The following is a 22,919-nucleotide window of genomic DNA, read 5'->3' on the forward strand; positions in this document are numbered from 1 at the left end:
TCTAGTCAAAAAAATAAACTAGTTTTTTTTATTTTTTTTGTAAATTATTTTTCCATCAATCATGGTTAGTACAGGCTTGGCTAAATAATGGAAAGGATGATGAGTCCATAACACAAGATCAGCGTCTTTTCCGACCTCAATGCTTCCAATTCTATCCTCTAAACGTAAATTTCGTGCTGGAAATATGGTGATTCCTTCTAGTGCAGTTTTTTCGTCTAATCCTTCTCTTACTGCGACAGCAGCACAAATATTTAAATATTGAATTGGTGTATAAGGGTGATCTGTTGTTATAGAAACTTCCACACCATTTTTCGATAATATATGGTAAGTATCCCATGTTTTGTTTTTAAGTTCGATTTTAGAACGGCGTGTAAGAGTGGGGCCAACTGAAACCTTCAAATTGTGTTTCGAAAGTTCTTCAACAATAAAGTGTCCTTCTGTACAATGTTCAATACGTAAATCGAGATTGAACTCTGTTGCAAAGCGTAGAGCAGAACTAATATCATCTGCTCGGTGAGCGTGGATACGTACGGGTATTTCGCGGCGTAATGCTTTTAAGATAGGAAGCATTCGAAAATCAGCTTCATGCCCGTAGTGCTGTGCTTCATAGAATGATTCCCGAAGTAATCCCATAATTCCCATACGTGTTATGGATTCTTTTGTTCCATTACTATGGACCTTTTTAGGATTTTCTCCGAAGGCAATCTTTAAGCCGGCAGGTTCTTGAATAATCATATGATCAATACAAGTTCCAGCTGTTTTTATTACACAAGTCGTACCACCGATAATGTTTTGACTTCCTGGCATAACGTGAACAGTTGTGATTCCGTTTTGTACAGCATCTTGAAATGCAATATCAAAAGGGTGGATTCCGTCCAAAGAACGGATATGTGGTGTTGAAACTTCAGATGTTTCATTTGCATCATTGCCAGCCCAACCAGTACCTTCATCATAGAGACCAAGATGAGTATGGACATCAATAAATCCAGGTAAAAGATGAAGAGCACGAGCGTCTATAACTGTCATATCTTGAGTAGGTTGAATGGAAGGCTTGACCTCGGCAATTCTTTCTCCTATAACGAGTACATCCCCTTGAAATTTTTGGGATGTAATAGGATAGACAATGGCTTGTTTGAGCAATATTTTCATAGGTACCTCATTTCTGTTACTTTACAATGTTAATGGAATTTAAGGGAAAGTAACTGAAAGGTTATTTGTGTAATAATGCTCCGGATTCTAGAAAATGAAAGTTTTGAAAGGGGACCCTGTAAAACTGTGTTTTAGAAGTACTACATTGTATGCGAAAGTATATTTTGTAATGCATGGTCTATTGCCGGAAATGTGTATTGATACCCATGTTCAATTGCTTTACTAGGTAATACATGTTGTCCTTCGAGTACAAGTATACTCATCTCACCTAATAAAGTGTGAATCATAAATGAAGGGACAGGTAACCAATGAGGTTTTTTCATTATAGTTGCAATGGTTTCTCCAAATTCCTTCATTCTTATAGGTAGGGGAGCTGTGATGTTAAAAGGGCCATCAATTTCTTCTTTGTGTATGATGAAATCAATTAGGCGAACGACATCGTCTATATGAATCCATGATAACCATTGGTTTCCAGATCCAATTGTACCTCCAATATAGAATTGATAGGGGAGTAGCATTTTGGGAAGAGCTCCTCCGTCTGCGCCTAATACAACTCCAAGTCTTACGTAGATTGTTCGCATTCCAAGAGAACGTGCTTTAGATGCTTCTTGTTCCCATGAATATACTGTATTTGCTAAAAAGTCATTTCCAGGAATCTCATGCTGTTCTGTAAAAGACTCAGTTTCAGACGTTCCATAGTATCCAATAGCACTTGCGTTAATAAATGTATTTGGCTTTGTACCAAGTGTTTGCAATTGTTTAATGAGTCCTTTTGTTGTTTGAATTCGACTGTTTAAAATGGATTCCTTTTGTTTCTTTGTCCATCTACTATTAATAGACTCTCCAGCTAGATTAATAACTACATCGATAGAAGAGAGGGGGAAGGTTTGTAAATCTGGTGTCCATTGTACATACTGAAGGTTAGGATGGGAAGTTTCAGTAGTTTTGTTTCGAGTAAGAATGTAAACATTATATCCTTTTTGAATAAAAAAAGTAGAAAGGTATTTACCGATAAAGCCGGTACCACCAGAAATTGCGATTCTCACAATTATTTCCTCCTCATTATATATATTCTTGAAAAGCAAAAACGTTCCTTGACTATGTTAAAATAATAGAGAGGTGAGAGTATGGCTGTCATTACAAAAATAGAAGTGCAAAAACGATCGAAAGAACGATTTAATATTTATATTGATAAAGGTCAAGGTGAAGAATACGGATTTAGTGTGGATCAAGTAATCTTAATGAAACATGGATTACAAAAAGGATTAGAAATTGATGAAATAGCGTTAGGGAATATTTTATACAATGAAGAGGTACAAAAAGCATATTTACAAGCAATTTCCTATCTATCCTATCAAATGAGAACAAAAAAAGAAGTAGAAGACTATTTACGAAAAAAAGAAGTGGGACAGGCCGTCATCTCTGAAGTCGTTTCGAAATTATTACATGATCGATATATTAATGATAAAGAGTACGCTGTTTTATATACGCGAACGCAAAGTAATGTGAATCGAAAGGGTCCGACTGTTATTAAAAGAGAGTTATTAAATAAAGGTGTTCAGGATCTAATCATTACACATAGTTTACAAGAATATCCGAAGGAAAAGCAAATTGAGAATGCTTTACTTCTTATAGAAAAGAAGAAAAGGTCTTATCAAAAGCATTCCTTTTTACAAATGAAGCTAAAGTTAGACGAAATGCTTGTTCGTAAAGGATATTCTAGAGATGTGATTCAAATTTGTTTGGAAGAATTGAAAGACGAAAAAGATGACGAACAGCAACAAGAAGCGTTACACTATCATGGGAATAAATATTATGAGAAATATAAGAAGTATGATGGATGGACATTCGAAAATAAGATGAAACAAGCGTTATATCGCAAAGGGTTCTCTATTGATGAGATAGAGATATTTTTGCAGATGAAACGTGAAGAGGGATGAGGGGAATAAGATGAATATGCCAAAGCGCTACAGTGAAATGACACCACATGAGCTAAGGGAAGAAATTGGGGTTTTGAAAGAGCAAGCAATAAAGGCAGAGCAGCTTGGTATTGTAAATGAGTTCGATGTATTAATGCGCAAGATGGCAATGGCTCGTGCTTATATGACTGATATAAACAAATTCCATATTGGTGAGACATATGAATTAGTAGAAGAACCTGGTATATTATTTGAAATTACGTATTTCAACGGGGTATTTGCTTGGGGACATAAGCAAAATGATAATGAAGAGATTGGAATACCGATTTCTTTATTGCAAGAAAAATGAAAACCAGAGAGCGAATATCTCTCTGGTTTTCATCTTTGGTAGGCGTTACAGGAGATAGGAGATTCTAAAATTGGCGTTTTTTACATTCATTCGCCAGTATAATGAGAGACTGGGTTTGTTGCGTCTGTCCGTTAACTTGCGCCTTTGCATGTTTCGGACGAGTCCACGTATGGTTAAATAATTCAGAACGACTATCTAAGCGATCACGGTAGCTCATCTTTATCACCTCGTGTAGGAAGTTAATTTTTTAGGTTGTACCTGAACTATTCTTCCTGCTGATTTGCAGCACGCATACGTTCTTGTGGGTGCGTGTTAATTGTGCCGTTAGGTCGTTTCGAAGCGAAGCGTGATTTCGCTTTCGGCTGACCATCGATTTTGCTGTTGTTTTTTGACTCAGACCAAAATTCGGCTTGTTTACCCATTGCGAACGCCCTCCTCATCATCAGTTGATACCTCTTTAAGAAGTATCACTTATAGAATGTGCAAAATAGAGGAAACTATCCTTTAGAAATTAAGGGAATAAATAGGTAAAAGGAGAATAGAACATGAATGATATTCACGAAACATTAACAAAAGAATTGTTAGACAAAAATGACAAACTTTCTTACGCACAAGCTCGTGCGTGGGTTGAATTATTGTGGGAAGACTTTCAAACAACTTATGCTAAATCAGGTCGTTATCAAGGTGATGAAATGACTGAACAAGTGGTACGAACATGGATTAATAATCATGGAGGTCGCCTTCATGAAATGCGTACAAATAATCCGAAATATAGCCATTTAATCAATCAAGAAGATCATTTGAAACATTAAAAAAAGCGACTTAAGTCGCTTTTTTTAATGTGGAAGTAATTCCAGTTTTTTTCGAAGTTTTTCTTCACTAAAAATCCATCCTGTATAGGAACTAATAATATTTAAATTGTGGTCGAGTTGAACGATTGCAACGAATGGATAATAATCTTTACTGCGATAGCGCAAATCAATGAAGCGAACTTCGTAATAATGATCATAATCGAAAATGTCCCAGCGATACACAGGGGAGAAAGATAGAAATGCTGAGATGTTTTCATCTTGTTTAGCTGCGCGCATAATAGCATTATCTGGGAACGGTACCCGGTCGAACTTATCATATATCATGATGTTACCACGATGCCATCTAGCAACGTAGTAATAATCAGTTGTAACGATTGCTAAATGGTAATGATAAAATCTGTAAGAAGGGGAAATGATTATTTTCTCCACATGATTGAAACGTTTATATACGACGCTACGTATGTTTCTATGCATCATAATCCGTCCGATATAGTAAATAATCATCAATATATACGCTGCTAAGGCAGTATACCCTTTATGGGAACCTACAAGCATACAAGCAATCGCGAGTAGGTGGATAAAGAAAATGACGGTATCAAATGTATTAATGATGCCGAGCGCTACCCATTTTTTTGTGAAGGGCCGTAATGCCTGGGTACCGTAGGCGTTGAAAATATCTACAAAGACATGAAGAAAGACGGCAATAAATGACCAAAGTAGTAGATGCAAATATGGAGCGTCTGAAAAGAAGGCGAAAGAGATGCCACTTATAAGGAATGACCAAAGAATCACTGCAGGAATGGAATGAGTAATCCCGCGATGATTTCTTATATATTTAGCGTTATTACGCAATTTTAAAACTGTATCGATGTCAGGAATATTGGAACCGGCAATTGTAGCAAGCATAACTGCTTGTGGCCCAATATCACTTTGTGCTATGGCTGGATCTAACGTTGCCAAACTGCCTAGAGTAACGCCCATAACAAGGTGAGTGGCTGTGTCCATAGAAATCCACCTCCGTTTTTTATTAATGTAACTCTTTTTATTCGATACCTCAAGTCCTTTGCCTTCTATTTCCTATGTCATCTTACTTAAATTTTTTCCTAAAATCTTTATAATAGTACTTATATGCAAAAAAATGAGGGGGATCAAGTTTGACACTTGAAATATTAAATAATTTTAACATAGAGCAGTTTCAAAATGATTTAATTGGTTGGTTTGAAAAAGAGCAACGCGACTTACCGTGGCGTAAAAATAAAGATCCATACCGCGTCTGGGTTTCGGAAATTATGTTGCAGCAAACAAGGGTAGAAGCTGTAAAACCATATTACGCGAATTTTATGGGGAAGTTTCCTACTCTAGAAGCTTTGGCAAATGCTGGTGATGAAGAAGTGTTAAAAGCATGGGAAGGTTTAGGATATTATTCTAGAGCACGAAATTTACATGCGGCTGTAAAAGAAGTGAAAGAAGTATACGGCGGGATAGTACCAAGTGATGTAAAGAAAATTGAAAAATTAAAAGGAGTTGGCCCCTATACAAAAGGTGCTATTTTAAGTATCGCATATGGTATACCAGAGCCGGCAGTTGACGGAAATGTTATGCGTGTATTATCTCGCATTTTATCAGTATGGGATGACATTGCAAAACCGAAAACTAGAAAAGTGTTTGAAGAGATTGTACGTGAAATTATTTCGGCTGAAAATCCATCTTATTTTAATCAAGGTTTGATGGAATTAGGTGCACTAATTTGTATTCCAAAAAATCCATCTTGCTTACTTTGTCCTGTACGTGAACATTGCCGAGGATATGCTGAAGGTGTTCAAAAGGAGTTACCAGTAAAAAGTAAAGCGAAGGCTCCTACAATGGTACCGATTGTTGCAGGGGTACTTCAAACAGAAGATGGTCGTTACGTCATTAATAAACGTCCAAGTACCGGGTTATTAGCTAACATGTGGGAGTTTCCAAATGCTGAACTTGGGGAAGGGATTCGGAATCAGAAAGAGCAGCTTACAGATTATATGAAAGAAAAATTTGAGCTCTCGATTTCTATTGAAGAATACGCAATGAATGTACAACATACATTTACACATCGCACTTGGGATATATTCGTATTTTACGGAAAAGTAACTGGTGATATTGTTGAAACAGATACATTGAAATTTGTATCGAAAGAAGCATTTGAGCAGTTACCATTCTCGAAATCGCATCGTACGATTTATGAGAATTGCGTTGAGAAAATTACAATGCAATAAATTAAAAAAGTGTTCCCTAGATTGGGAACACTTTTTTAATCGTAAGAAATTTTTGTCCCATGAGTCCAATTAGCTTCACCTTGTTGTAAGCCACCTCTTGATTCAATTTCTACTACAATTTCTTTATAGATACTTTGACCTTCTGCATTTAAATACGGCAAAATCTGTTGTAATGAGTGATGAAAATAAGCTAATTCATCTTCTTTCCACTCATTTTTTGAAACCATCGTTAGTTCAGTCATATCGCGTCCTATATACATATTTCCACCTCCATTTCCTATAGTTTGAATGAGTGATAAGAGATATATACGGAGATTAAAAAAAGAAAATCACGGATAACTTCTAAGTGAATTGGTTACATTATTGGTTGTGGAGGTGAGAAAGATGAGTAAAAAACAACAAGGTTATAACAAGGCAACTTCTGGTGCTAGCATTCAAAGTACAAATGCTAGTTATGGTACAGAGTTCGCGACTGAAACAAATGTACAAGCAGTAAAACAAGCAAATGCACAATCAGAAGCAAAGAAAGCACAAGCTTCTGGTGCACAAAGTGCAAACGCTAGTTATGGTACAGAATTCGCAACTGAAACAGATGTGCATGCTGTGAAAAAACAAAATGCACAATCAGCTGCAAAACAATCACAATCTTCTAGTTCAAATCAGTAATGAAAGAAAAACACTTCTCTAATTCGGGAGAAGTGTTTTCTTTGTGCCTGGGTCATAGTAATGAAAATAAAGTGAACGACATAACTTCTAATAAGTCAACAAATGTAGTCAAAGGAGAAGGAAGTTAAAGATGAGAAATATGTAATGAGGAAGAATAACTGATAAATAAGTCCAAAAGGGGGTAAGTAATGAACGACTTTGATAAGTTGGTAGGAGAGCAATTGGAAACGATGGACGAGTTGTTAAAGTTACAAGCTCATCTAGAGAAGTATCAGCAAATTGAAATGAGCGAAAAGGATACGTGCGATAAAAAGGAATTACATTTTATCCGCCAAGAAATATATAGAACAGAATTAGCGTTAAAACTGTTACATGAGAAATTTGAAGAGCAAACAAATAGTGTGATTCAATCTTTTGAGACTGAAAAAATGATTTCGAATTTAGGGTAAGGCATGTTGTTACCTTCCGGTGAAAGGTCCTTCTTTAGATAGAAATAAGGAAGGGCTTTTTCTATTTCTATTTCCTCGTTTGTAAATCATTCAGTGAAGGCCCCGTCTCCTAAGAAGATTAGGGATATAGTATTCAGTGTGAAAAATAGAGTCTTGTCGCTTTAGTTTTAAAATTTCGACAAAAAAGTTATAATAGAAAAAAAGTGAATGCAGCTCAAAGGGCATTTGCAGTTGAAAGAAGGGAGCATATATGGGATTTCCCAAAGAAGGAGAAAAAGTACAAATACATAGTTATAAACATAATGGCTCCATTCATAGAATGTGGGAAGAGACAACAATTTTAAAAGGGACACAGAGCCTTGTGATCGGAGCAAATGATCGTACAGTAGTGACAGAATCAGATGGCCGAACATGGATTACTCGTGAACCAGCAATTTGTTATTTTCATGCAAACTATTGGTTTAATGTGATTGGGATGCTAAGGGAAGAGGGAGTATATTATTATTGTAATTTAGGCTCACCTTTTGCATATGATTCTGAAGCATTAAAGTACATTGATTATGATTTAGATATTAAAGTATATCCAGATATGACATATACGCTTTTAGATGAAGATGAGTATGAAAAGCATAGTCAAATTATGCAGTATCCACCTGTTATTGATACTATTTTAAAACGAAATGTAGCACAATTAACACAATGGATTCATCAAAGAAAAGGGCCATTCGCGCCAGATTTCGTAGATATGTGGTATGAAAGATATTTAATGTACAGAAATTAAAACAAACCTGCAGGGGATTTCCCGGCAGGTTTGTCCTATTAGAGGGGGGATTATGTGCAAGGTATAAAAAGATATTTGCAATTTGTTAAACCGTATCGATGGCTTATTGCTATTACGATTATGATTGGTCTAGTTAAATTCGGCATCCCGCTTATTATGCCGTGGTTATTAAAATATATTATCGATGATGTAATTCAAGGGGGAGGGTCACTTCAAGATAAAACATCCCAATTAGTAACAGCCGTTGGGATTGCTTTTTTTATTTTTGCAGTAGTAAGACCGCCAATTGAATATTATCGTCAATATTTCGCGCAGCGTATCGCAAATACAATACTATATGATTTACGAAAACATATTTTTGGTCATTTACAAAAGTTGAGTTTACGCTATTATTCGAATACAAAAACAGGAGAGCTTATTTCACGTGTAATCCATGATGTAGAACAAACGAAGGATTTTGTAATTACTGGTTTGATGAATGTTTGGCTAGATACTGCAACAATTGCAATTGCTATTATTGTTATGTTTTCTATGAATATAAAATTAACATTTGTTGCGTTATTAATTTTACCTATTTATGTAGTGGCGGTGAAATATTTTTTCGGGCGTCTTCGAAAATTAACGAAAGAGCGTTCGCAAGCGTTAGCAACGATGCAAGGGTATTTACATGAACGTATTCAAGGGATGCAAGTGACACGTAGCTTTGCATTAGAAGAGTATGAGGGTAAGCAGTTTGAAAAAAGAAATAATGCATTTTTGATGAAAGCATTAACGCATACGAGTTGGACTGCAAGGACATTTTCAGCAGTGAATACGTTAACCGATTTAGGCCCGTTACTGGTTATCGGTTTTGCAGCATATGAAGTAATTCAGGGGCAGTTAACATTAGGGACTATGGTTGCCTTTGTTGGATATATGGATAGTTTGTATAGTCCGCTTCGCCGCCTTGTCAATTCCTCTACGACATTAACACAGTCTTTCGCATCGATGGATCGAGTGTTTGAATTGTTAGATGAAAAATACGATATTGTCAATGTGCCAAGTGCGGTACAAACGACAAAATTAAATGGTGAAGTGATATTTGATAATGTATCTTTTCGTTACAATTCGGATGAAAAAGAGATATTACATAACCTTTCGTTAACTATGTTGCCAGGAGAAAAGGTAGCACTTGTAGGAGCAAGTGGGGGAGGGAAGTCATCTCTTGCTAGCTTAATCCCACGTTTCTATGATGTTTCTTCAGGTGCAGTTTATGTAGATGGGATAGATGTTAGAAAGTATGATATGAGAAATTTACGTAGTCATATTGGAATTGTACTGCAAGATAATTTGTTATTTAGTGATACAATCGGGGCAAATATTTTATATGGAAACCCGAAAGCTACAGAGGAAGAAGTGATTGCAGCTGCTAAAGCTGCGCAAATCCATGATTTTATTATAGATTTACCTGATGGCTATGATACTGTCGTTGGGGAACGCGGTGTGAAGTTATCTGGTGGGCAAAGGCAACGTGTAGCGATTGCAAGAGTGTTTCTAAAGAATCCATCGTTACTTATATTAGATGAGGCGACTTCCGCTTTAGATTTAGAAAATGAACGGTATATTCAGCAGGCGCTTCAGACGCTAGCTGCTGATCGGACGACGATCGTAATCGCACATCGATTGGCGACGATTACACATGTGGATACGATTATTTACATTGAAGATGGTGAAATTAAAGAAACAGGTTCTCATGAAGAGTTAATGAAAAAAAGAGGGTTTTATTACAATTTATATCAACTTCAACATATAACAGAAACAGCTCCTTTAGCGTAAAAGGAGCTGTTTTCTTTATTCGTCTTCTTTTTTATCTTCGATTTGGAGTTCTGCTTCTGGTTTATGGTATGTGTAGAAGCTATCCACAAGTAAATCTAAATGCTCTACTTCTTCACTATAGTTAATAATGGCAGAAATAAGAGGGAAGAGGTGTAGCCATGTTTTATACGCTTCCTCATCGTCCTTGTTTTGATAATCCATAAAGATATCAATTAATTCTTGTTTACCTGTTTCAACTTCATCAAGCATTTCAACGGATTGTTGTTTTTTTGCTTTACCAATAAATTTTAATAAAACTTGTTCATGGTAATGGGTTAATGAGTCAAGTTCGTTTTGGATAGATTCCTGAAATTCTTCTGGCATATAGCGCAGTTCATTTTCAGTACGATGTAATGATTTTAACGTACTTAAAGCACGGCTTGTCGTCGCTAACATTTGTCTGAATAAAACGAGCTTACGAATTTTTGCGAACTTTACTTTTTTCGTGTAGCTTCTTTCTTCTTTATACAGCAAATAGTAATGGTTTAGTTTGATCATCTTTTCTTTCATACGATCAATATCAGTTTTTAGCGTTGTAAAATCAGAAGCTTGCCTGCTATTCATTCGAATCCATTTTACAATTTCTTCTGTATTATCAACGATACGATGATATAGTTTTGTTTCGTATTTTGGCGGCATAAACACTAAATTTACAAGTGAAGCCGCAATAATTCCAATCATAATCGTCGCAAAGCGAAGTAAGGCAAAACTAAAGAAATCGTCGCCCTGATACTCCATAATGGCGATAACTGTTACTAAAGCAATTGATATTGTGTTTTCTAATCGTAATTGTAACGTAAGCGCAATTACTAATATACATGTTAATCCAATAATAAAAGGATTATGTCCAAAAGCAGTAGCAAATACGATAGCGAATACGGCACCAATGACGTTTGCTTGAATTTGCTCAAGAGCTGTTAAATACGAGCGGTATACAGACGGTTGAACAGCGAATATAGCTGAGATTCCCGCGAATACTGGACTCGGTAATTGAAGTAAAATACAAGCAAATAAAGCTAATGTGATGGCAATACCCGTTTTTAAAATGCGAGCACCAAGTTTCATACCCTTAATAAGATCCTTTCTCTTGTCATAATGAATGTACAACATGATACTATACATTCATTACAATATGTTAGCAAGTGATATTTTAGTGACGTTAATAAGAAATTAAGATTCATTTTATACTTTTTCCTAATTCTTTTTAAACATCAATTTTTAGTGAAAAAACCTGCTGAATTTCAGCAGGTTTCAAATTGTTACTATAGATTACTATGAGAAGTGTACTTCGTCAATTTTTTCTTGAAAATGAAAAGTTGGTATATCACTCTGTTGAGATAGATGGATCAGCCTGCTCTTTTTTCGGGATAATTTCAAAAAACTGTTGCTGCATATCATCGAGTAACGGTGTTAATAAAGCAACTTCCTCGTATTGCTCATGTTCATTTAATACACGAATGTAATCTAACAATAACTCAGTCACATCTTGCACGCCGTTTTTACTAATTGGTTGTAATGTAACATTTGCCCCTTTTGCGATTCTTCTTTTTAAGGCGTGTTCTGTTAAACCCGAGCTTGAATCATGACGTAAATAAATAACACCACCAGTCATACCAGCACAAATCCATGGACCAGGATCCCCTAAAACAAGCGCTCGCCCATTTGTCATATATTCAAAAGCGAAACCTTTAATATTAGAGTATACACCTATATTCCCTTGCTCTTTTTCACGGAGTGGCTTTGTCATTCGCCCTCCAATTATCATGTCTGCTCCAGAGAGGCGAATGCCAGCGCGAGCATCAGCGTTACCTTGAACGTATAGAGATCCTTTTTGTGCACCGTACCCAAAACCTTTTCCGACAGAACCGTTATAATATATGCCGTCTTTTCCTTTTGCTTTCGTTATATAAATACCACCACCAAAGGAGGTTTTACCAATACCATCTTGTGCACCGCCATTTACGTGTATAAATAAGTTCTCACTATTGTAAGCACCTAATCCATTTCCAGGAATAGAGCCATTCGTATACTTTAATGTAAGTGGTTCAAGCTTCGTGTCTTCATATAATTTACTACGAACGCGATAGCAAGATTCTAGACCACCCATAACGCGTTGCTCTACGCCAACGCCTACTAATTCTTTTGAATGAGGGGAATGAACTGTTTCAAATTGTTTTTCTGGTACGTATTCTGTTTTTGTAACAGATGGGTGTTCTATCGTTTGTAGTAAATTACATAAGTCTAATAAATTTTCGCCTCGAACTTGTTCTAATAAATCGGAATGTCCGACAATTTCTTGTAAATTTGTATAACCAAGATTTCCTGTTAATCGTTTTAGTTCTACGCCAAAAGTGGTGAATAAATGTAATAATCCAGCAACGGCGCTTTCTAATTCGCGCGGGACGAAGCGGCGTAATCCGTGTTCTTTCGCCTGAGCTTCAGACTCAATTTGTGTTGCAATTCCAACGTGACAAGTATCTAGATGACATCCGCGGCAAGTTGTACAGCCGATTGCAATCATGGATAATGTACCAAATCCAATACGGTTTGCCCCAAGGAGCATGATTTTCAAGGCATCATTAACACTTCGAATACCACCGTCAGCCCAAATTTCTACCTTTTGCCTCATATTTGCTTCTAATAAAGCATTGTGAGCGGCTTTCACACCAATTTCTACAGGAAGGCCTACATGTTGCAATGCGTGAATACGTGCGGCACCTGTACCACCATCAAATCCGCTAATGTTAATAAAGTCAGCACCAGCCTTTGCGATACCGACAGCAATTGTTCCAATGTTAGGGACAACAGGGACCTTTACAGCTACTTTCGCAAGTTGATTAGCCGTTTTAATTTCTGTAATCATTTGAGCTAAATCTTCAATGGAATAAATATCATGGTTGTTAGAAGGTGAAATTAAATCAGAGCCAATTGTAGCATTACGCGCTTCAGCGATTTTTGCTGTTACTTTTGAACCAGGCAAATGTCCGCCTTCACCAGGCTTTGCGCCTTGCCCAATTTTTATTTCAATTAAGTTTGATGAATTTAGTAGTTCGGCGTTTACACCAAATCGCCCAGATGCAACTTGTTGTCCACGTGTATGTGGATATTTTCCAATCATATCTTTAATTTCGCCGCCTTCACCGTTCAAGCTAATCATATTTAGCTGATCGGCCGCTTCTGCATATGCACGAAAGGCAATTTCATTTTGAGAACCGAATGACATGGAACTAATAATAAATGGTAAATCATGATTTTGAATGCTGATGGATACTTCTTCAGCTGGAACGACATGTTTTGTTTCTTTCGTTTGAACAAGATGTCTAATCGCGATTGGATTATTTTCTTCTAACTCACTTAATTTGTCACGGTAATCATCATAAGAATTTCCTTTTGCGACATCGCCGATTGCTTTCCAAATTCGCGGGAATATATGAAAAGATTTTCGCATTCTAACTTTAGGATTGTTATAATCATCCGCTCGCAATTGTGCATCTTCAGCAAGTGATTCAAGCGAAAAAGCTAAATCATTTGAACCGAAGAAATTCGTAATTTGTAATATATTTGCGATTTCCTCATGTAATCCGATAGAAGAATAGAGGCGATCGTAACCACGTAATTCATGAATTCCAATTGTTGAAATGACTTTTTCTAGTCCTTTATTAAGAGCATTATACAAATTCGTAATTGGCGTTTTTGTTCCATCATTTACGGTTGCAAATAATAAATATGGATTCATACCATCTGCTCCTAATCCATACAGTGTGACGATATCATGTAAGGAGCGAAGGGCACCAGAACGTATAACGAGAGAGCAGTTTCGGCGTAATTTATTTTCGCTTAATACTTGATGTACTTTAGCGGTAACTAAATGCGGATCAATCCATAACTGTTCATTTAGATGAGCGTTGGCATCGTCTATTAATAGTAGGGAAGCTCCATCGTTCACGGCCTTTATCGCTTCAGAACTAATTCGATTTAAGGCGCATTGTAAAGTTTCTGTCGGACTGAATGTAGCAGAGATTGTAGCGATAGAGCTATGAGTATTGAATAGCTCTATAAGTTGTTCGTACGTAATTGTGTGTAATTCCTCTGTAATAGATTGTGCTACACTTCCTTCTAAAATAATGGGGGAAAGCATCTCAACTACAAATGGCCGTTTAGCTCCGCTTAATAAACTTGGGCGCTCTCCAAGTATTGTTCGTGTGGAGAAGTGCTCGACCTCTCGATCACGATCGATTGCTGGATTTGTAACAACGGCTACACTTTCCTTAATGAAATCAGCGATATTTCGTCTATCAGTATCGAGTGCTGCAAGTGGTGAGTCATGCCCAAGTGAGCGAATTGGCTCAACGCCTTTTGTTGCCATCTGTTCAAGAAGCTGAATATGTTCTCGGTCCCATCCGAAAGCAACGTATTGTTTCGTTTCGACTTGTATAGAATCACATAATCCTGGGATTTCTTTCGTTTCAGGGATAGATAAGTTTAAATGATAATCTTTAGTACCAACTCGCTTYTTAAAACGGTTATATACTTGAGTTTGGTAGTCATCGTATTCGTAGAGTACAAGTTCATCTTGTTCATTCCACTTTAGACCGACTTTTTCTCCAGGAGCGAGTGGTTTTGGTTCTGCTACATATTCAGTTGGTGATACAACTCCAGGTTCAGAAGAGAAAACATAAGAACTCGCTGTCTCTACTTTCCATACTGGTCGTAGTCCAAGGGAATCAACGCTGAAAACAGCCTCATCTTTATAACGTGAAATAATACCAGCTGGACCTTGCGCAAAATGGCCCCAAGCTTCACGTATATACGTATATAAATCTTGTAAATGCGGTTCATAAAGTTTCATTTCATTAATAATTGGTGGGAATAGTATATCCATTGCTTCAAATAAACTGTAGTCGTATTGAACAAGTAGAGTTTCTAAGGTGCGGTTTAAATCTTGGGAGTCACTGCCCCCAGCAGTAAGTGGAACATGAATCATGTCAGCTTGATCACGTAATTTTGCAATTGTGTTAATTTCACCATTATGTCCGAGAATGCTAAATGGTTGTACACGAAAAAAATTAGATAATGTATTAGTAGAATAGCGGTTATGTCCTAGTGTCATAGTTGAAGCGATAAGTGGATGTTGTAAATCATTGTAATAGGCAACAAGTGTATCCCCAGCGCCTAGAACTTTATATACAACATGGTCACGACTTAATGAAGCAACATGAATCGCTTCGTTTTCCTCTATTTTTATCGTTACTGAAAATAATGTTTGCTCAACATTTTCAACTTTATTTTCTGCGATAAGAGCAACTTGCCAAAATAAAGGTTCTTCCTGTTTACCAAGTGGACCGAGTGCATCGGAATTTATTACATCATCACTTTCAAAAATAATAGTAAAACTTTCGTTATTTAATTGCGTACGAATATGATTTTTTAAATTAACGATATTTGCGTTTTTGTTTAGAAAAAAATGTCCAACGATAAAGTGGGGATGATCCACAATCGTTGGATTGTATCCGTTATTTTTCAGCTTTTCATTCCAAAGTGCTTTTGGGACATCAATGTGAATTCCGATACCATCTCCTTCACCATTAATGAAACCAGCTCGATGATTCATTTTGACAAGTGATTGTATGCAAAGATCAATGTTTTCTTTCGTGGCAACTTTTCGTTTCTCCATAACGGAAACGATTCCACACGCATCATGTTCTGCATTTTTATAATCTCGAAATAAAGACGGTGTCCATGTATTTGTTTTATTGAGCATCCGTCAATCCCCCCTTTTATTGAAGTTTGAATAATCTTACTATTCAAGGCGTGAGCAGCCTTATATACAAGGATAGTAAGGATATAAAAGAAAAATAAAACAGATAATTATGAATAATTATACTATTAATAAGGGATTTATGAAATAGAAAAAAGGAAAAAAGAAAGATGTGCTTTCTTTTTTCCTTTTTAATGAAGGGATTATTTATTATCCGCTAAAGCAGCGAATGCTCTGCCTACAGCTTCAATTGTATATTCGATATCTTCTTTTGTATGTTCTGTCGTTAAGAACCATGCCTCGTATTTAGAAGGTGCTAAGTTAACTCCTTCTTGAAGCATAAGCTTGAAGAATTTACCGAACATTTCACCGTCTGTATCTTGTGCTGCATCGTAATCTTCAATTGTATTTGTTGTGAAGTATACAGTTAAAGCACCTTTTAGTCGGTTTAATGTAATATCGATATTATGTTTTGCAGCTTGCTCTAAAATTCCCTTTTCAAGCATCGCACCAAGTTCATCTAATTTCTCATAAAGACCTTCTTGTTGAAGAACTTCTAGACAAGCGATACCGGATGCCATAGAAGCAGGATTTCCTGCCATTGTACCAGCTTGATATGCAGGTCCGAGCGGGGCAACTTGTTCCATAATTTCTTTCTTACCACCATAAGCACCGATCGGAAGTCCGCCGCCAATAACTTTACCAAGCGCTGTTAAGTCTGGTGTTACGCCAAGTAAGTCTTGAGCACCACCGTACATGAAGCGGAAAGCAGTAATAACTTCATCATAAATTACTAGTGCACCAGCTTCGTGAACAAGTTCATTCACTTTCTCAAGGAAGCCAGGTTTTGGCTCTACAATACCGAAGTTTCCAACAATCGGTTCTACAAGGATAGCTGCTACTTCATGTCCCCATTTATCTAATGCTTCTTTTAAAGTTTCTACATTATTAAATGGAACGGTAATAACTTCTTGAGCGATACTTTGTGGTACACCGGCTGAGTCAGGAGTTCCTAGCGTAGAAGGGCCAGATCCAGCTGCTACAAGTACTAAATCAGAATGACCGTGGTAACAACCAGCAAATTTCATAATTTTTGTGCGGCCTGTGTAAGCACGAGCGACACGAATTGTTGTCATTACTGATTCAGTACCAGAGTTTACGAAGCGGACTTTATCTAATGCAGGCATTGCTTCTTTTAACATTTTTGCAAATTTTACTTCTAGTGCTGTTGGTGTTCCGTAAAGTACACCATTTTCAGCAGCTGTTGTAATTGCTTTTGTAATGTGCGGGTGAGCATGTCCAGTAATAATAGGACCGTATGCTGCTAAATAATCGATATATTTATTTCCGTCTACATCCCAGAAATAAGCACCTTTTCCACGTTCCATAGCAACAGGAGCGCCGCCGCCAACTGCTTTAAAAGAACGAGAAGGACTATTAACGCCACCAACGATATGTTCTAAAGCTTCTTTATGTAATGCTTCTGATTTTGTGAATTTCACTACAATTCATCTCCTTACAAAAATCTATGTATTATTCTAACATGTTTTTCGAAAAGACGTATTGTTTGTGATAGAGAAGGCAGTTGGGTAAACTATTCGTTGTGACATTTAGGAAGGGGGGTCCGATTATGAAATCGGTAATTGAGGTACAAGGGTTACGTAAAGAGTTTACAGCCTATTCAAGTCGTCCGGGATTAAAGGGTGCTTTTCGCGATTTATTAAATCGTAATTATAAAATAGTACCAGCAGTAAATGATGTATCTTTTAATGTGAAACAAGGTGAAATGGTTGGATATATCGGTGAGAACGGTGCTGGTAAATCAACAACTATTAAAATGCTTACGGGGATTTTGACTCCGACATCAGGAGAAATTTTAGTAAATGGGATGAACCCGCATAAGCAGAGAGAAGAATTCGTAAGAACAATTGGTGTTGTTTTCGGTCAACGCTCACAACTTTGGTGGGATATTGCTGTACAAGAATCTTTTCGTTTATTAAAAAAAGTGTACGGTGTATCAGACGCTCAGTATAAAGAGCATATGGAACACGTGATTGAAACGTTAGATATTGGTCCTTTATTAGATAAGCCAGTTCGAAAGTTATCTCTAGGTCAAAGAATGCGTTGTGAATTAGCGGCAGCATTAATTCATAATCCACCGTTATTATTTTTAGATGAACCAACAATTGGGTTGGATGTTCTTGTGAAATTAAAAATACGTGAATTTTTAAAAGAAATGAATGAACGTTATAAAACAACAATCTTATTAACAACCCATGATATTACTGATATTGAAGCTTTATGTGAGCGCGTTATCATGCTGGATGAAGGAAATATTATGTATGACGGTTCTTTAAATAATCTTCGTACACAGTGGGGAGCAGAGAAGGAAATCCATTTTCAATTTATTGCACCAGTTTCCTATCAGGCTTTATCAATGGTTATGCCAGATAGTCATGTCGTTTGGTCGAAAGCGAAAGAGGAAAACGCGTGGGTTGCAAAAATACCGAATGAAGAAGTTATCATTTCAATGCTTATTTCTAAAGTAGTACAAGCCTTTCAAATTAAAGATTTAAAAATTAACGAAGTATCTACAGAGGAAATTATTCGTAACATTTATGAAGAAGGTATTAAACATGGGTAAGTACATTGAAATGATTCGGATTCGCTTTTTAATGATGCTTGCGTATCGTACAAACTATTATAGTGGGATTTTAATTTATACAATTAATATCGGTGCGTATTATTTTTTATGGCAAGCAATTTATAGTGGAAAAGAGAATATTGAAAGTTTATCTATTTCGCAAATGACTACTTATATCGCAATTGCGTGGATGGCACGTGCTTTTTATTTTAATAATATAGACAGGGAAATTGCGATGGAGATTCAAGAAGGACGTGTAGCAGTAGAACTCATTCGTCCATATAACTATTTAGGCATGAAAGTGATGCAAGGTCTTGGTGAAGGAATATTTCGTTTTGCTTTCTTTTCAATTCCAGGTATGGTTATCGTTACCTTATTATTTTCATTGCAAATTACAACGAATTTTCAAACGTGGTTATATTTCTTCTTATCTTTAATATTTAGTTTTATTATTAATACACAAATTAATTTAATGACGGGAATGCTCACGTTCTTCCTATTTAATAATAGTGGAATTATGTATGCGAAACGTGTCGTTATTGATTTATTTTCAGGTCTATTATTACCAATTAGTTTTTATCCGTTATGGGCCCAAAAGGCAATGATGTTTTTACCGTTTCAGGCGATTAGTTATATTCCGAGTATGATTTTTTCAGAAGGTATACAAGGAAGTAAATTGTATGAGGCATTATTATTCCAAGTAATTTGGGCAATTGTACTTATTATTCCAATTGTACTCATGTGGAGAACGGCGAGAAAACGTCTAATTGTACAAGGGGGATGATGAGATGATATATATAAACCTATTTTTGCAATATGCAAGCCAATATATAAAAACAAAATTGGAGTATCGGGGCGATTTTATCGTTGGATTACTTTCTGATTTAGCACTACAGGCTGTTAATTTAATCTTTATTCTCGTTGTGTTTGGGCATACACAAGCATTAAAGGGCTGGAGTAGAGAAGAAGTAATCTTTATTTATGGTTTCTTTTTAGTGCCGTTTGCCATTTTCTCAGCTTTCTTTAACATATGGGACTTTAATGATCGTTACATTATTAAAGGAGAAATGGATCGTATATTAACGAGACCGATTCATAGTTTATTTCAAATTATATTAGAAAGAATGGAACTGGAATCTTTAATTGGAGCGATTACAGGAATAATTGTAATGGGATATGCAGCAGTGGAGCTGCAATTATCTTTTTACTGGTACGATTTCTTCTTATTCTTACTGATGGTAGGAGGAGGAGCACTTGTATACGGAGGGATATTTGTTACGCTTGCGAGCCTTGGTTTTTGGTCGGATGCGAAAAGTTCAATTATGCCGCTAATGTATAACATAGGTAACTATGGTCGCTATCCTGTTAACATTTATAACCGTGTGATTCGCTTCATTTTAACGTTTGTTTTACCATTTGCGTTTGTCGGAGTGTATCCAGCAGCATACTTTTTAAGAAAAACAGAGTGGAATAGCTATGCATTTGCAACACCATTCGTTGGTGTTATCTGTTTTACGATTGCAATTACTCTTTGGAATCAAGGGGTAAAAAGGTACCGTGGTGCTGGGAATTAATTATAGAAGCTTGTTTGTTTCTAAGGGATAAATCCAATGGCCGTCTCATACATATAAAATGAGGTGGAGGACATGTTATGGGGATTTATTCTATTAATTGCAGCAATTGCTATTTTGAGAAGTGTCCAATTGTTATGGAGTTCATATTCAGATTCTAGGCGTTTCTTTTCGCTTTATAATTTAGCCTCCTTATTTTTAATTTATACAACGGTATTGATTGCGTTTGGGTTAAGTTATGTTGTATTAGAAGAAATGGGTTTTGCAGTTTTGAAAGAAGATGGAGAAAGCTTGCATGCCCAATCTTTTCAACTTGTAGAAATTTGCTTATATTTTAGCGCAGTTACTTTATTGTCCGTTGGGTACGGTGATATAGCTCCGATTGGAATAGGGAGATGGATTGCGATTGCAGAAGCGCTAATTGGATATACATTACCGTTTGCTTTTGTAATGAGGTCTGTAATAGACAATGAAAAATAAGATAGCATTTGATATAGTAAAGAAAAGAGTAGGAGTGATAACAATGATCACAGTAGGAGAAATGGCTCCAGAATTTACATTAGAGGGAAGTAACGGGGAACAAGTTCGCTTAGCTGATTTTCGTGGTAAAAACGTAGTGCTATATTTTTATCCGAAAGATATGACTCCAGGGTGTACAACTGAAGCATGTGATTTTCGCGATGCGTATGGATTATTTCAAGAGAAAGATACAGTTATTCTTGGTGTAAGTCCTGATTCAGCGAACAGACATCTGAAATTCATTGAGAAGCATGAGCTTCCATTTGTACTTTTAGTAGATGAAGATCATAAGGTAGCGGAATTATACGATGTTTGGAAATTGAAAAAGAACTTTGGAAAAGAGTATATGGGAATCGAGCGTTCTACATTCCTTATTAATAAAGACGGTGAGCTTGTAAAAGAGTGGCGTAAAGTGAAAGTGAAGGGACATACTGAAGAGGTTCTTTCTTATATAAAGTAAATTCATTGTGGAGATAAAATATATAGAAGTAAGGCGAGTGTCTATACATATTTTATCGTCTTACATAAAGTGAAGTGTAGGGCATACCTCCTCAGATGATAGTATTCCAAGTGCGATTATGTCGCACTTTTTTTCTATGTAAATGTATAGAAAATGGGGAAGGATATATAAGAATAAGGCTATATACAAAAATAAACCACATACTTATAGTAGAAATATTGACGATTTATAAGAAAAGGAGTACACTCTTTATAAGAATTATAAAATAATAATCCGTATAGAATCGGGGTGCATGACGGTGGTCAAAGAAGAATTAAAAGAAGCGCTAGAAATGCTGAAAAATACGGGTGTACGCATTACTCCACAGCGTCATGCTATTTTAGAGTACCTTGTGGAATCTATGACGCACCCAACAGCGGATGACATTTATAAAGCATTAGAAGGTAAGTTTCCAAATATGAGTGTTGCAACTGTCTATAATAACTTACGTGTATTTAAAGAGGTTGGACTTGTAAAGGAATTAACTTATGGAGACGCTTCAAGTAGATTTGATTATGTTACAAGTCAACATTATCATGTGATTTGCGAAAAATGTGGTAAGATTGTTGATTTTCCTTATGGAGGTTTGGAACAGCTTGAAGAGGAAGCTGCGAAAACGACAGGCTTCGTTATTAATAGTCATCGCTTAGAAATTTATGGCGTTTGTCCAGAGTGTCATAAGGCGTAATATATAATAAAGAAAGAGGGAGACGTAAACGTCTCCCTCTTTCTTTATTATATATGGGAATTACGTTAGGTTCAGGAGGATTTAAAACGTTCAGTGAAGAACCTAATTTAATTAAAGATAAATACAAAAGGTGATTTCTTAACAAAGAAATCACCTTTTAACGTTTAGTTTTGTAAGGGCACATTGTACCTATATATGCCTATGATTTATAGCTCTTCTTATTATATTTCTCATCAAATTCTTTTCCTTCTAGATTTCGATCCATTGTTAAAGGTTGGTTGCAATGCATACATGCGTCGACACGACCGAGCATTTTGGTCGGCTTATCGCAGCTTGGACAAATAATTTGTACAGTTTTAGTAGATAACATGCCAATCCAAAAGTAAACGACAGTACTAGCGATAACAGCTAAAAAGCCAACCATCATAAATGTTGTCATAATAATAATGTTTTCACGGAAAAAGACACCTAAGTATGCAATGAAGAGGCCGATAAATACTAAACTTAATGCAAAGGTCCGGATTTTATTGATTTTGTTCGAATACTTAATGCTCATTTGCATCACACTCCTATAATAATAATATAACATAAAATTTAGAATTTTCACTCGTTCGTAAACGTGATAAACCGATAAGATATGAGATATGGAGTATGATGCAGAATGAAGGGAGACTATAATGATTTTTGGAACATGGTTTTAAGATTTTAACGGGATGTGAATTTTTTTTATAAAAAGTATTGACCCCTTATATACTACATGATATATTAATAACCGTCGCTGATGCGGAAATGCAGAAAACGACAAAAAAGAAATTAAAAAACTTAGTTGACATCGAAAAACGAAGATGTTAACATAAGGAAGTCGCAAATGAGCGACCGAGTAGTTCTTTGAAAACTGAACGAAACAAACAACGTGAAACGTCAATTTTTATTTTTAGATGCTAGACAAACTAACTTTATTGGAGAGTTTGATCCTGGCTCAGGATGAACGCTGGCGGCGTGCCTAATA

General features: G+C 36.2%; 24 protein-coding genes. 14 read left to right on the plus strand and 10 right to left on the minus strand.

Annotation, left to right across the window (positions count from 1 at the left end; translation table 11 throughout):
- Positions 1-18: 18 nt before the first annotated feature.
- Together AC1DMU_RS21015 and AC1DMU_RS21020 are read right to left on the minus strand one after the other, a co-directional pair.
- A complete protein-coding gene (locus tag AC1DMU_RS21015) occupies positions 19-1,149 on the minus strand; it encodes an amidohydrolase (protein ID WP_000698306.1) in 1,131 nt (376 codons plus the stop codon).
- Positions 1,150-1,289: 140 nt separating this feature from the next.
- Positions 1,290-2,195 carry a TIGR01777 family oxidoreductase gene (locus AC1DMU_RS21020; protein WP_088061655.1) on the minus strand — a complete coding sequence of 302 codons (906 nt, stop codon included), beginning with the start codon at positions 2,193-2,195 and terminating at the stop codon, positions 1,290-1,292.
- An 81-nt stretch (positions 2,196-2,276) separates the two neighbouring features.
- Between AC1DMU_RS21020 and recX the strand changes: the two genes are divergently transcribed.
- Both recX and AC1DMU_RS21030 read left to right on the plus strand, forming a co-directional pair.
- Positions 2,277-3,089, plus strand: a complete 813-nt coding sequence (gene recX / locus AC1DMU_RS21025; RefSeq protein WP_000268506.1) for a recombination regulator RecX — start codon at positions 2,277-2,279, stop codon at positions 3,087-3,089.
- Positions 3,090-3,099: 10 nt separating this feature from the next.
- On the plus strand, positions 3,100-3,417 hold the full coding sequence (locus tag AC1DMU_RS21030; protein ID WP_001057030.1) for a YfhH family protein: 318 nt from the start codon (positions 3,100-3,102) through the stop codon (positions 3,415-3,417).
- 64 nt (positions 3,418-3,481) lie between these two features.
- Here AC1DMU_RS21030 and AC1DMU_RS21035 read toward each other — a convergent pair whose 3' ends face one another.
- Positions 3,482-3,634, minus strand: coding sequence for a YpzG family protein (locus tag AC1DMU_RS21035; protein WP_000122093.1), 153 nt, complete (start codon positions 3,632-3,634; stop codon positions 3,482-3,484).
- A 46-nt stretch (positions 3,635-3,680) separates the two neighbouring features.
- Complete coding sequence (locus tag AC1DMU_RS21040) at positions 3,681-3,839, minus strand: small, acid-soluble spore protein K (RefSeq protein ID WP_000517891.1); 159 nt, start codon at positions 3,837-3,839, stop codon at positions 3,681-3,683.
- 123 nt (positions 3,840-3,962) lie between these two features.
- Between AC1DMU_RS21040 and AC1DMU_RS21045 the strand changes: the two genes are divergently transcribed.
- Positions 3,963-4,229 (plus strand): YfhJ family protein, encoded by a 267-nt coding sequence (locus AC1DMU_RS21045; RefSeq protein ID WP_000997857.1) that lies wholly within the window; start codon positions 3,963-3,965, stop codon positions 4,227-4,229.
- Positions 4,230-4,253: 24 nt separating this feature from the next.
- On the opposite strand, the gene AC1DMU_RS21050 is transcribed toward AC1DMU_RS21045, so the two are convergent.
- Complete coding sequence (locus tag AC1DMU_RS21050) at positions 4,254-5,234, minus strand: metal-dependent hydrolase (protein ID WP_048542102.1); 981 nt, start codon at positions 5,232-5,234, stop codon at positions 4,254-4,256.
- A gap of 149 nt (positions 5,235-5,383) precedes the next feature.
- On the opposite strand from AC1DMU_RS21050, the gene mutY reads away from it, so the two are divergent.
- Complete coding sequence (gene mutY, locus AC1DMU_RS21055) at positions 5,384-6,481, plus strand: A/G-specific adenine glycosylase (protein WP_046953679.1); 1,098 nt, start codon at positions 5,384-5,386, stop codon at positions 6,479-6,481.
- 35 nt (positions 6,482-6,516) lie between these two features.
- Here mutY and AC1DMU_RS21060 read toward each other — a convergent pair whose 3' ends face one another.
- Complete coding sequence (locus AC1DMU_RS21060; protein WP_048542097.1) at positions 6,517-6,741, minus strand: hypothetical protein; 225 nt, start codon at positions 6,739-6,741, stop codon at positions 6,517-6,519.
- Between the two features lie 124 nt (positions 6,742-6,865).
- On the opposite strand from AC1DMU_RS21060, the gene AC1DMU_RS21065 reads away from it, so the two are divergent.
- The 4 genes from AC1DMU_RS21065 to AC1DMU_RS21080 all read left to right on the plus strand — a co-directional run bounded on the left by AC1DMU_RS21065 (position 6,866) and on the right by AC1DMU_RS21080 (position 10,192).
- Positions 6,866-7,147 carry a gamma-type small acid-soluble spore protein gene (locus AC1DMU_RS21065; RefSeq protein ID WP_000039039.1) on the plus strand — a complete coding sequence of 94 codons (282 nt, stop codon included), beginning with the start codon at positions 6,866-6,868 and terminating at the stop codon, positions 7,145-7,147.
- Positions 7,148-7,335: 188 nt separating this feature from the next.
- Positions 7,336-7,596 (plus strand): YgaB family protein, encoded by a 261-nt coding sequence (locus AC1DMU_RS21070; RefSeq protein WP_000997582.1) that lies wholly within the window; start codon positions 7,336-7,338, stop codon positions 7,594-7,596.
- 250 nt (positions 7,597-7,846) lie between these two features.
- Entirely contained in the window at positions 7,847-8,377 is a 531-nt protein-coding gene (gene ntdP / locus AC1DMU_RS21075) for a nucleoside tri-diphosphate phosphatase (protein ID WP_000506626.1), read from the plus strand.
- A 54-nt stretch (positions 8,378-8,431) separates the two neighbouring features.
- Entirely contained in the window at positions 8,432-10,192 is a 1,761-nt protein-coding gene (locus AC1DMU_RS21080; RefSeq protein WP_088061659.1) for an ABC transporter ATP-binding protein, read from the plus strand.
- 15 nt (positions 10,193-10,207) lie between these two features.
- On the opposite strand, the gene AC1DMU_RS21085 is transcribed toward AC1DMU_RS21080, so the two are convergent.
- The 3 genes from AC1DMU_RS21085 to hemL form a co-directional block, all read right to left on the minus strand.
- The gene (locus AC1DMU_RS21085) at positions 10,208-11,296 is read right to left on the minus strand and encodes an aromatic acid exporter family protein (protein WP_000765792.1); all 1,089 of its coding nucleotides are present in this window, start codon (positions 11,294-11,296) and stop codon (positions 10,208-10,210) included.
- A 259-nt stretch (positions 11,297-11,555) separates the two neighbouring features.
- Positions 11,556-15,992 (minus strand): glutamate synthase-related protein, encoded by a 4,437-nt coding sequence (locus AC1DMU_RS21090; protein ID WP_088061662.1) that lies wholly within the window; start codon positions 15,990-15,992, stop codon positions 11,556-11,558.
- Positions 15,993-16,192: 200 nt separating this feature from the next.
- Positions 16,193-17,491 (minus strand): glutamate-1-semialdehyde-2,1-aminomutase, encoded by a 1,299-nt coding sequence (gene hemL / locus AC1DMU_RS21095; RefSeq protein ID WP_000673249.1) that lies wholly within the window; start codon positions 17,489-17,491, stop codon positions 16,193-16,195.
- Between the two features lie 128 nt (positions 17,492-17,619).
- Here hemL and AC1DMU_RS21100 point away from each other — a divergent pair, with 128 nt between their 5' ends.
- The 6 genes from AC1DMU_RS21100 to perR all read left to right on the plus strand — a co-directional run bounded on the left by AC1DMU_RS21100 (position 17,620) and on the right by perR (position 21,910).
- Positions 17,620-18,633, plus strand: coding sequence for an ABC transporter ATP-binding protein (locus AC1DMU_RS21100; protein ID WP_000843640.1), 1,014 nt, complete (start codon positions 17,620-17,622; stop codon positions 18,631-18,633).
- A complete protein-coding gene (locus AC1DMU_RS21105; RefSeq protein WP_000521517.1) occupies positions 18,626-19,417 on the plus strand; it encodes an ABC transporter permease in 792 nt (263 codons plus the stop codon). Before AC1DMU_RS21100 ends, AC1DMU_RS21105 begins: the two co-directional genes overlap by 8 nt.
- Positions 19,418-19,421: 4 nt before the next feature.
- Positions 19,422-20,207, plus strand: a complete 786-nt coding sequence (locus tag AC1DMU_RS21110; RefSeq protein ID WP_000639385.1) for an ABC transporter permease — start codon at positions 19,422-19,424, stop codon at positions 20,205-20,207.
- A gap of 72 nt (positions 20,208-20,279) precedes the next feature.
- The gene (locus AC1DMU_RS21115) at positions 20,280-20,684 is read left to right on the plus strand and encodes a potassium channel family protein (protein ID WP_000964347.1); all 405 of its coding nucleotides are present in this window, start codon (positions 20,280-20,282) and stop codon (positions 20,682-20,684) included.
- Positions 20,685-20,727: 43 nt separating this feature from the next.
- Positions 20,728-21,183 carry a thioredoxin-dependent thiol peroxidase gene (gene bcp, locus AC1DMU_RS21120; protein WP_060486952.1) on the plus strand — a complete coding sequence of 152 codons (456 nt, stop codon included), beginning with the start codon at positions 20,728-20,730 and terminating at the stop codon, positions 21,181-21,183.
- 298 nt (positions 21,184-21,481) lie between these two features.
- Positions 21,482-21,910: a peroxide-responsive transcriptional repressor PerR gene (gene perR, locus AC1DMU_RS21125; RefSeq protein ID WP_000237831.1), complete on the plus strand. Its 429-nt coding sequence runs from the start codon at positions 21,482-21,484 to the stop codon at positions 21,908-21,910.
- Positions 21,911-22,109: 199 nt separating this feature from the next.
- Here the strand turns inward: perR and AC1DMU_RS21130 are convergent, their stop codons facing one another.
- Positions 22,110-22,466 (minus strand): YgzB family protein, encoded by a 357-nt coding sequence (locus tag AC1DMU_RS21130; RefSeq protein ID WP_000025063.1) that lies wholly within the window; start codon positions 22,464-22,466, stop codon positions 22,110-22,112.
- Positions 22,467-22,919 lie beyond the last annotated feature (453 nt).

Source organism: Bacillus sp. 01N45 (assembly GCF_056399205.1).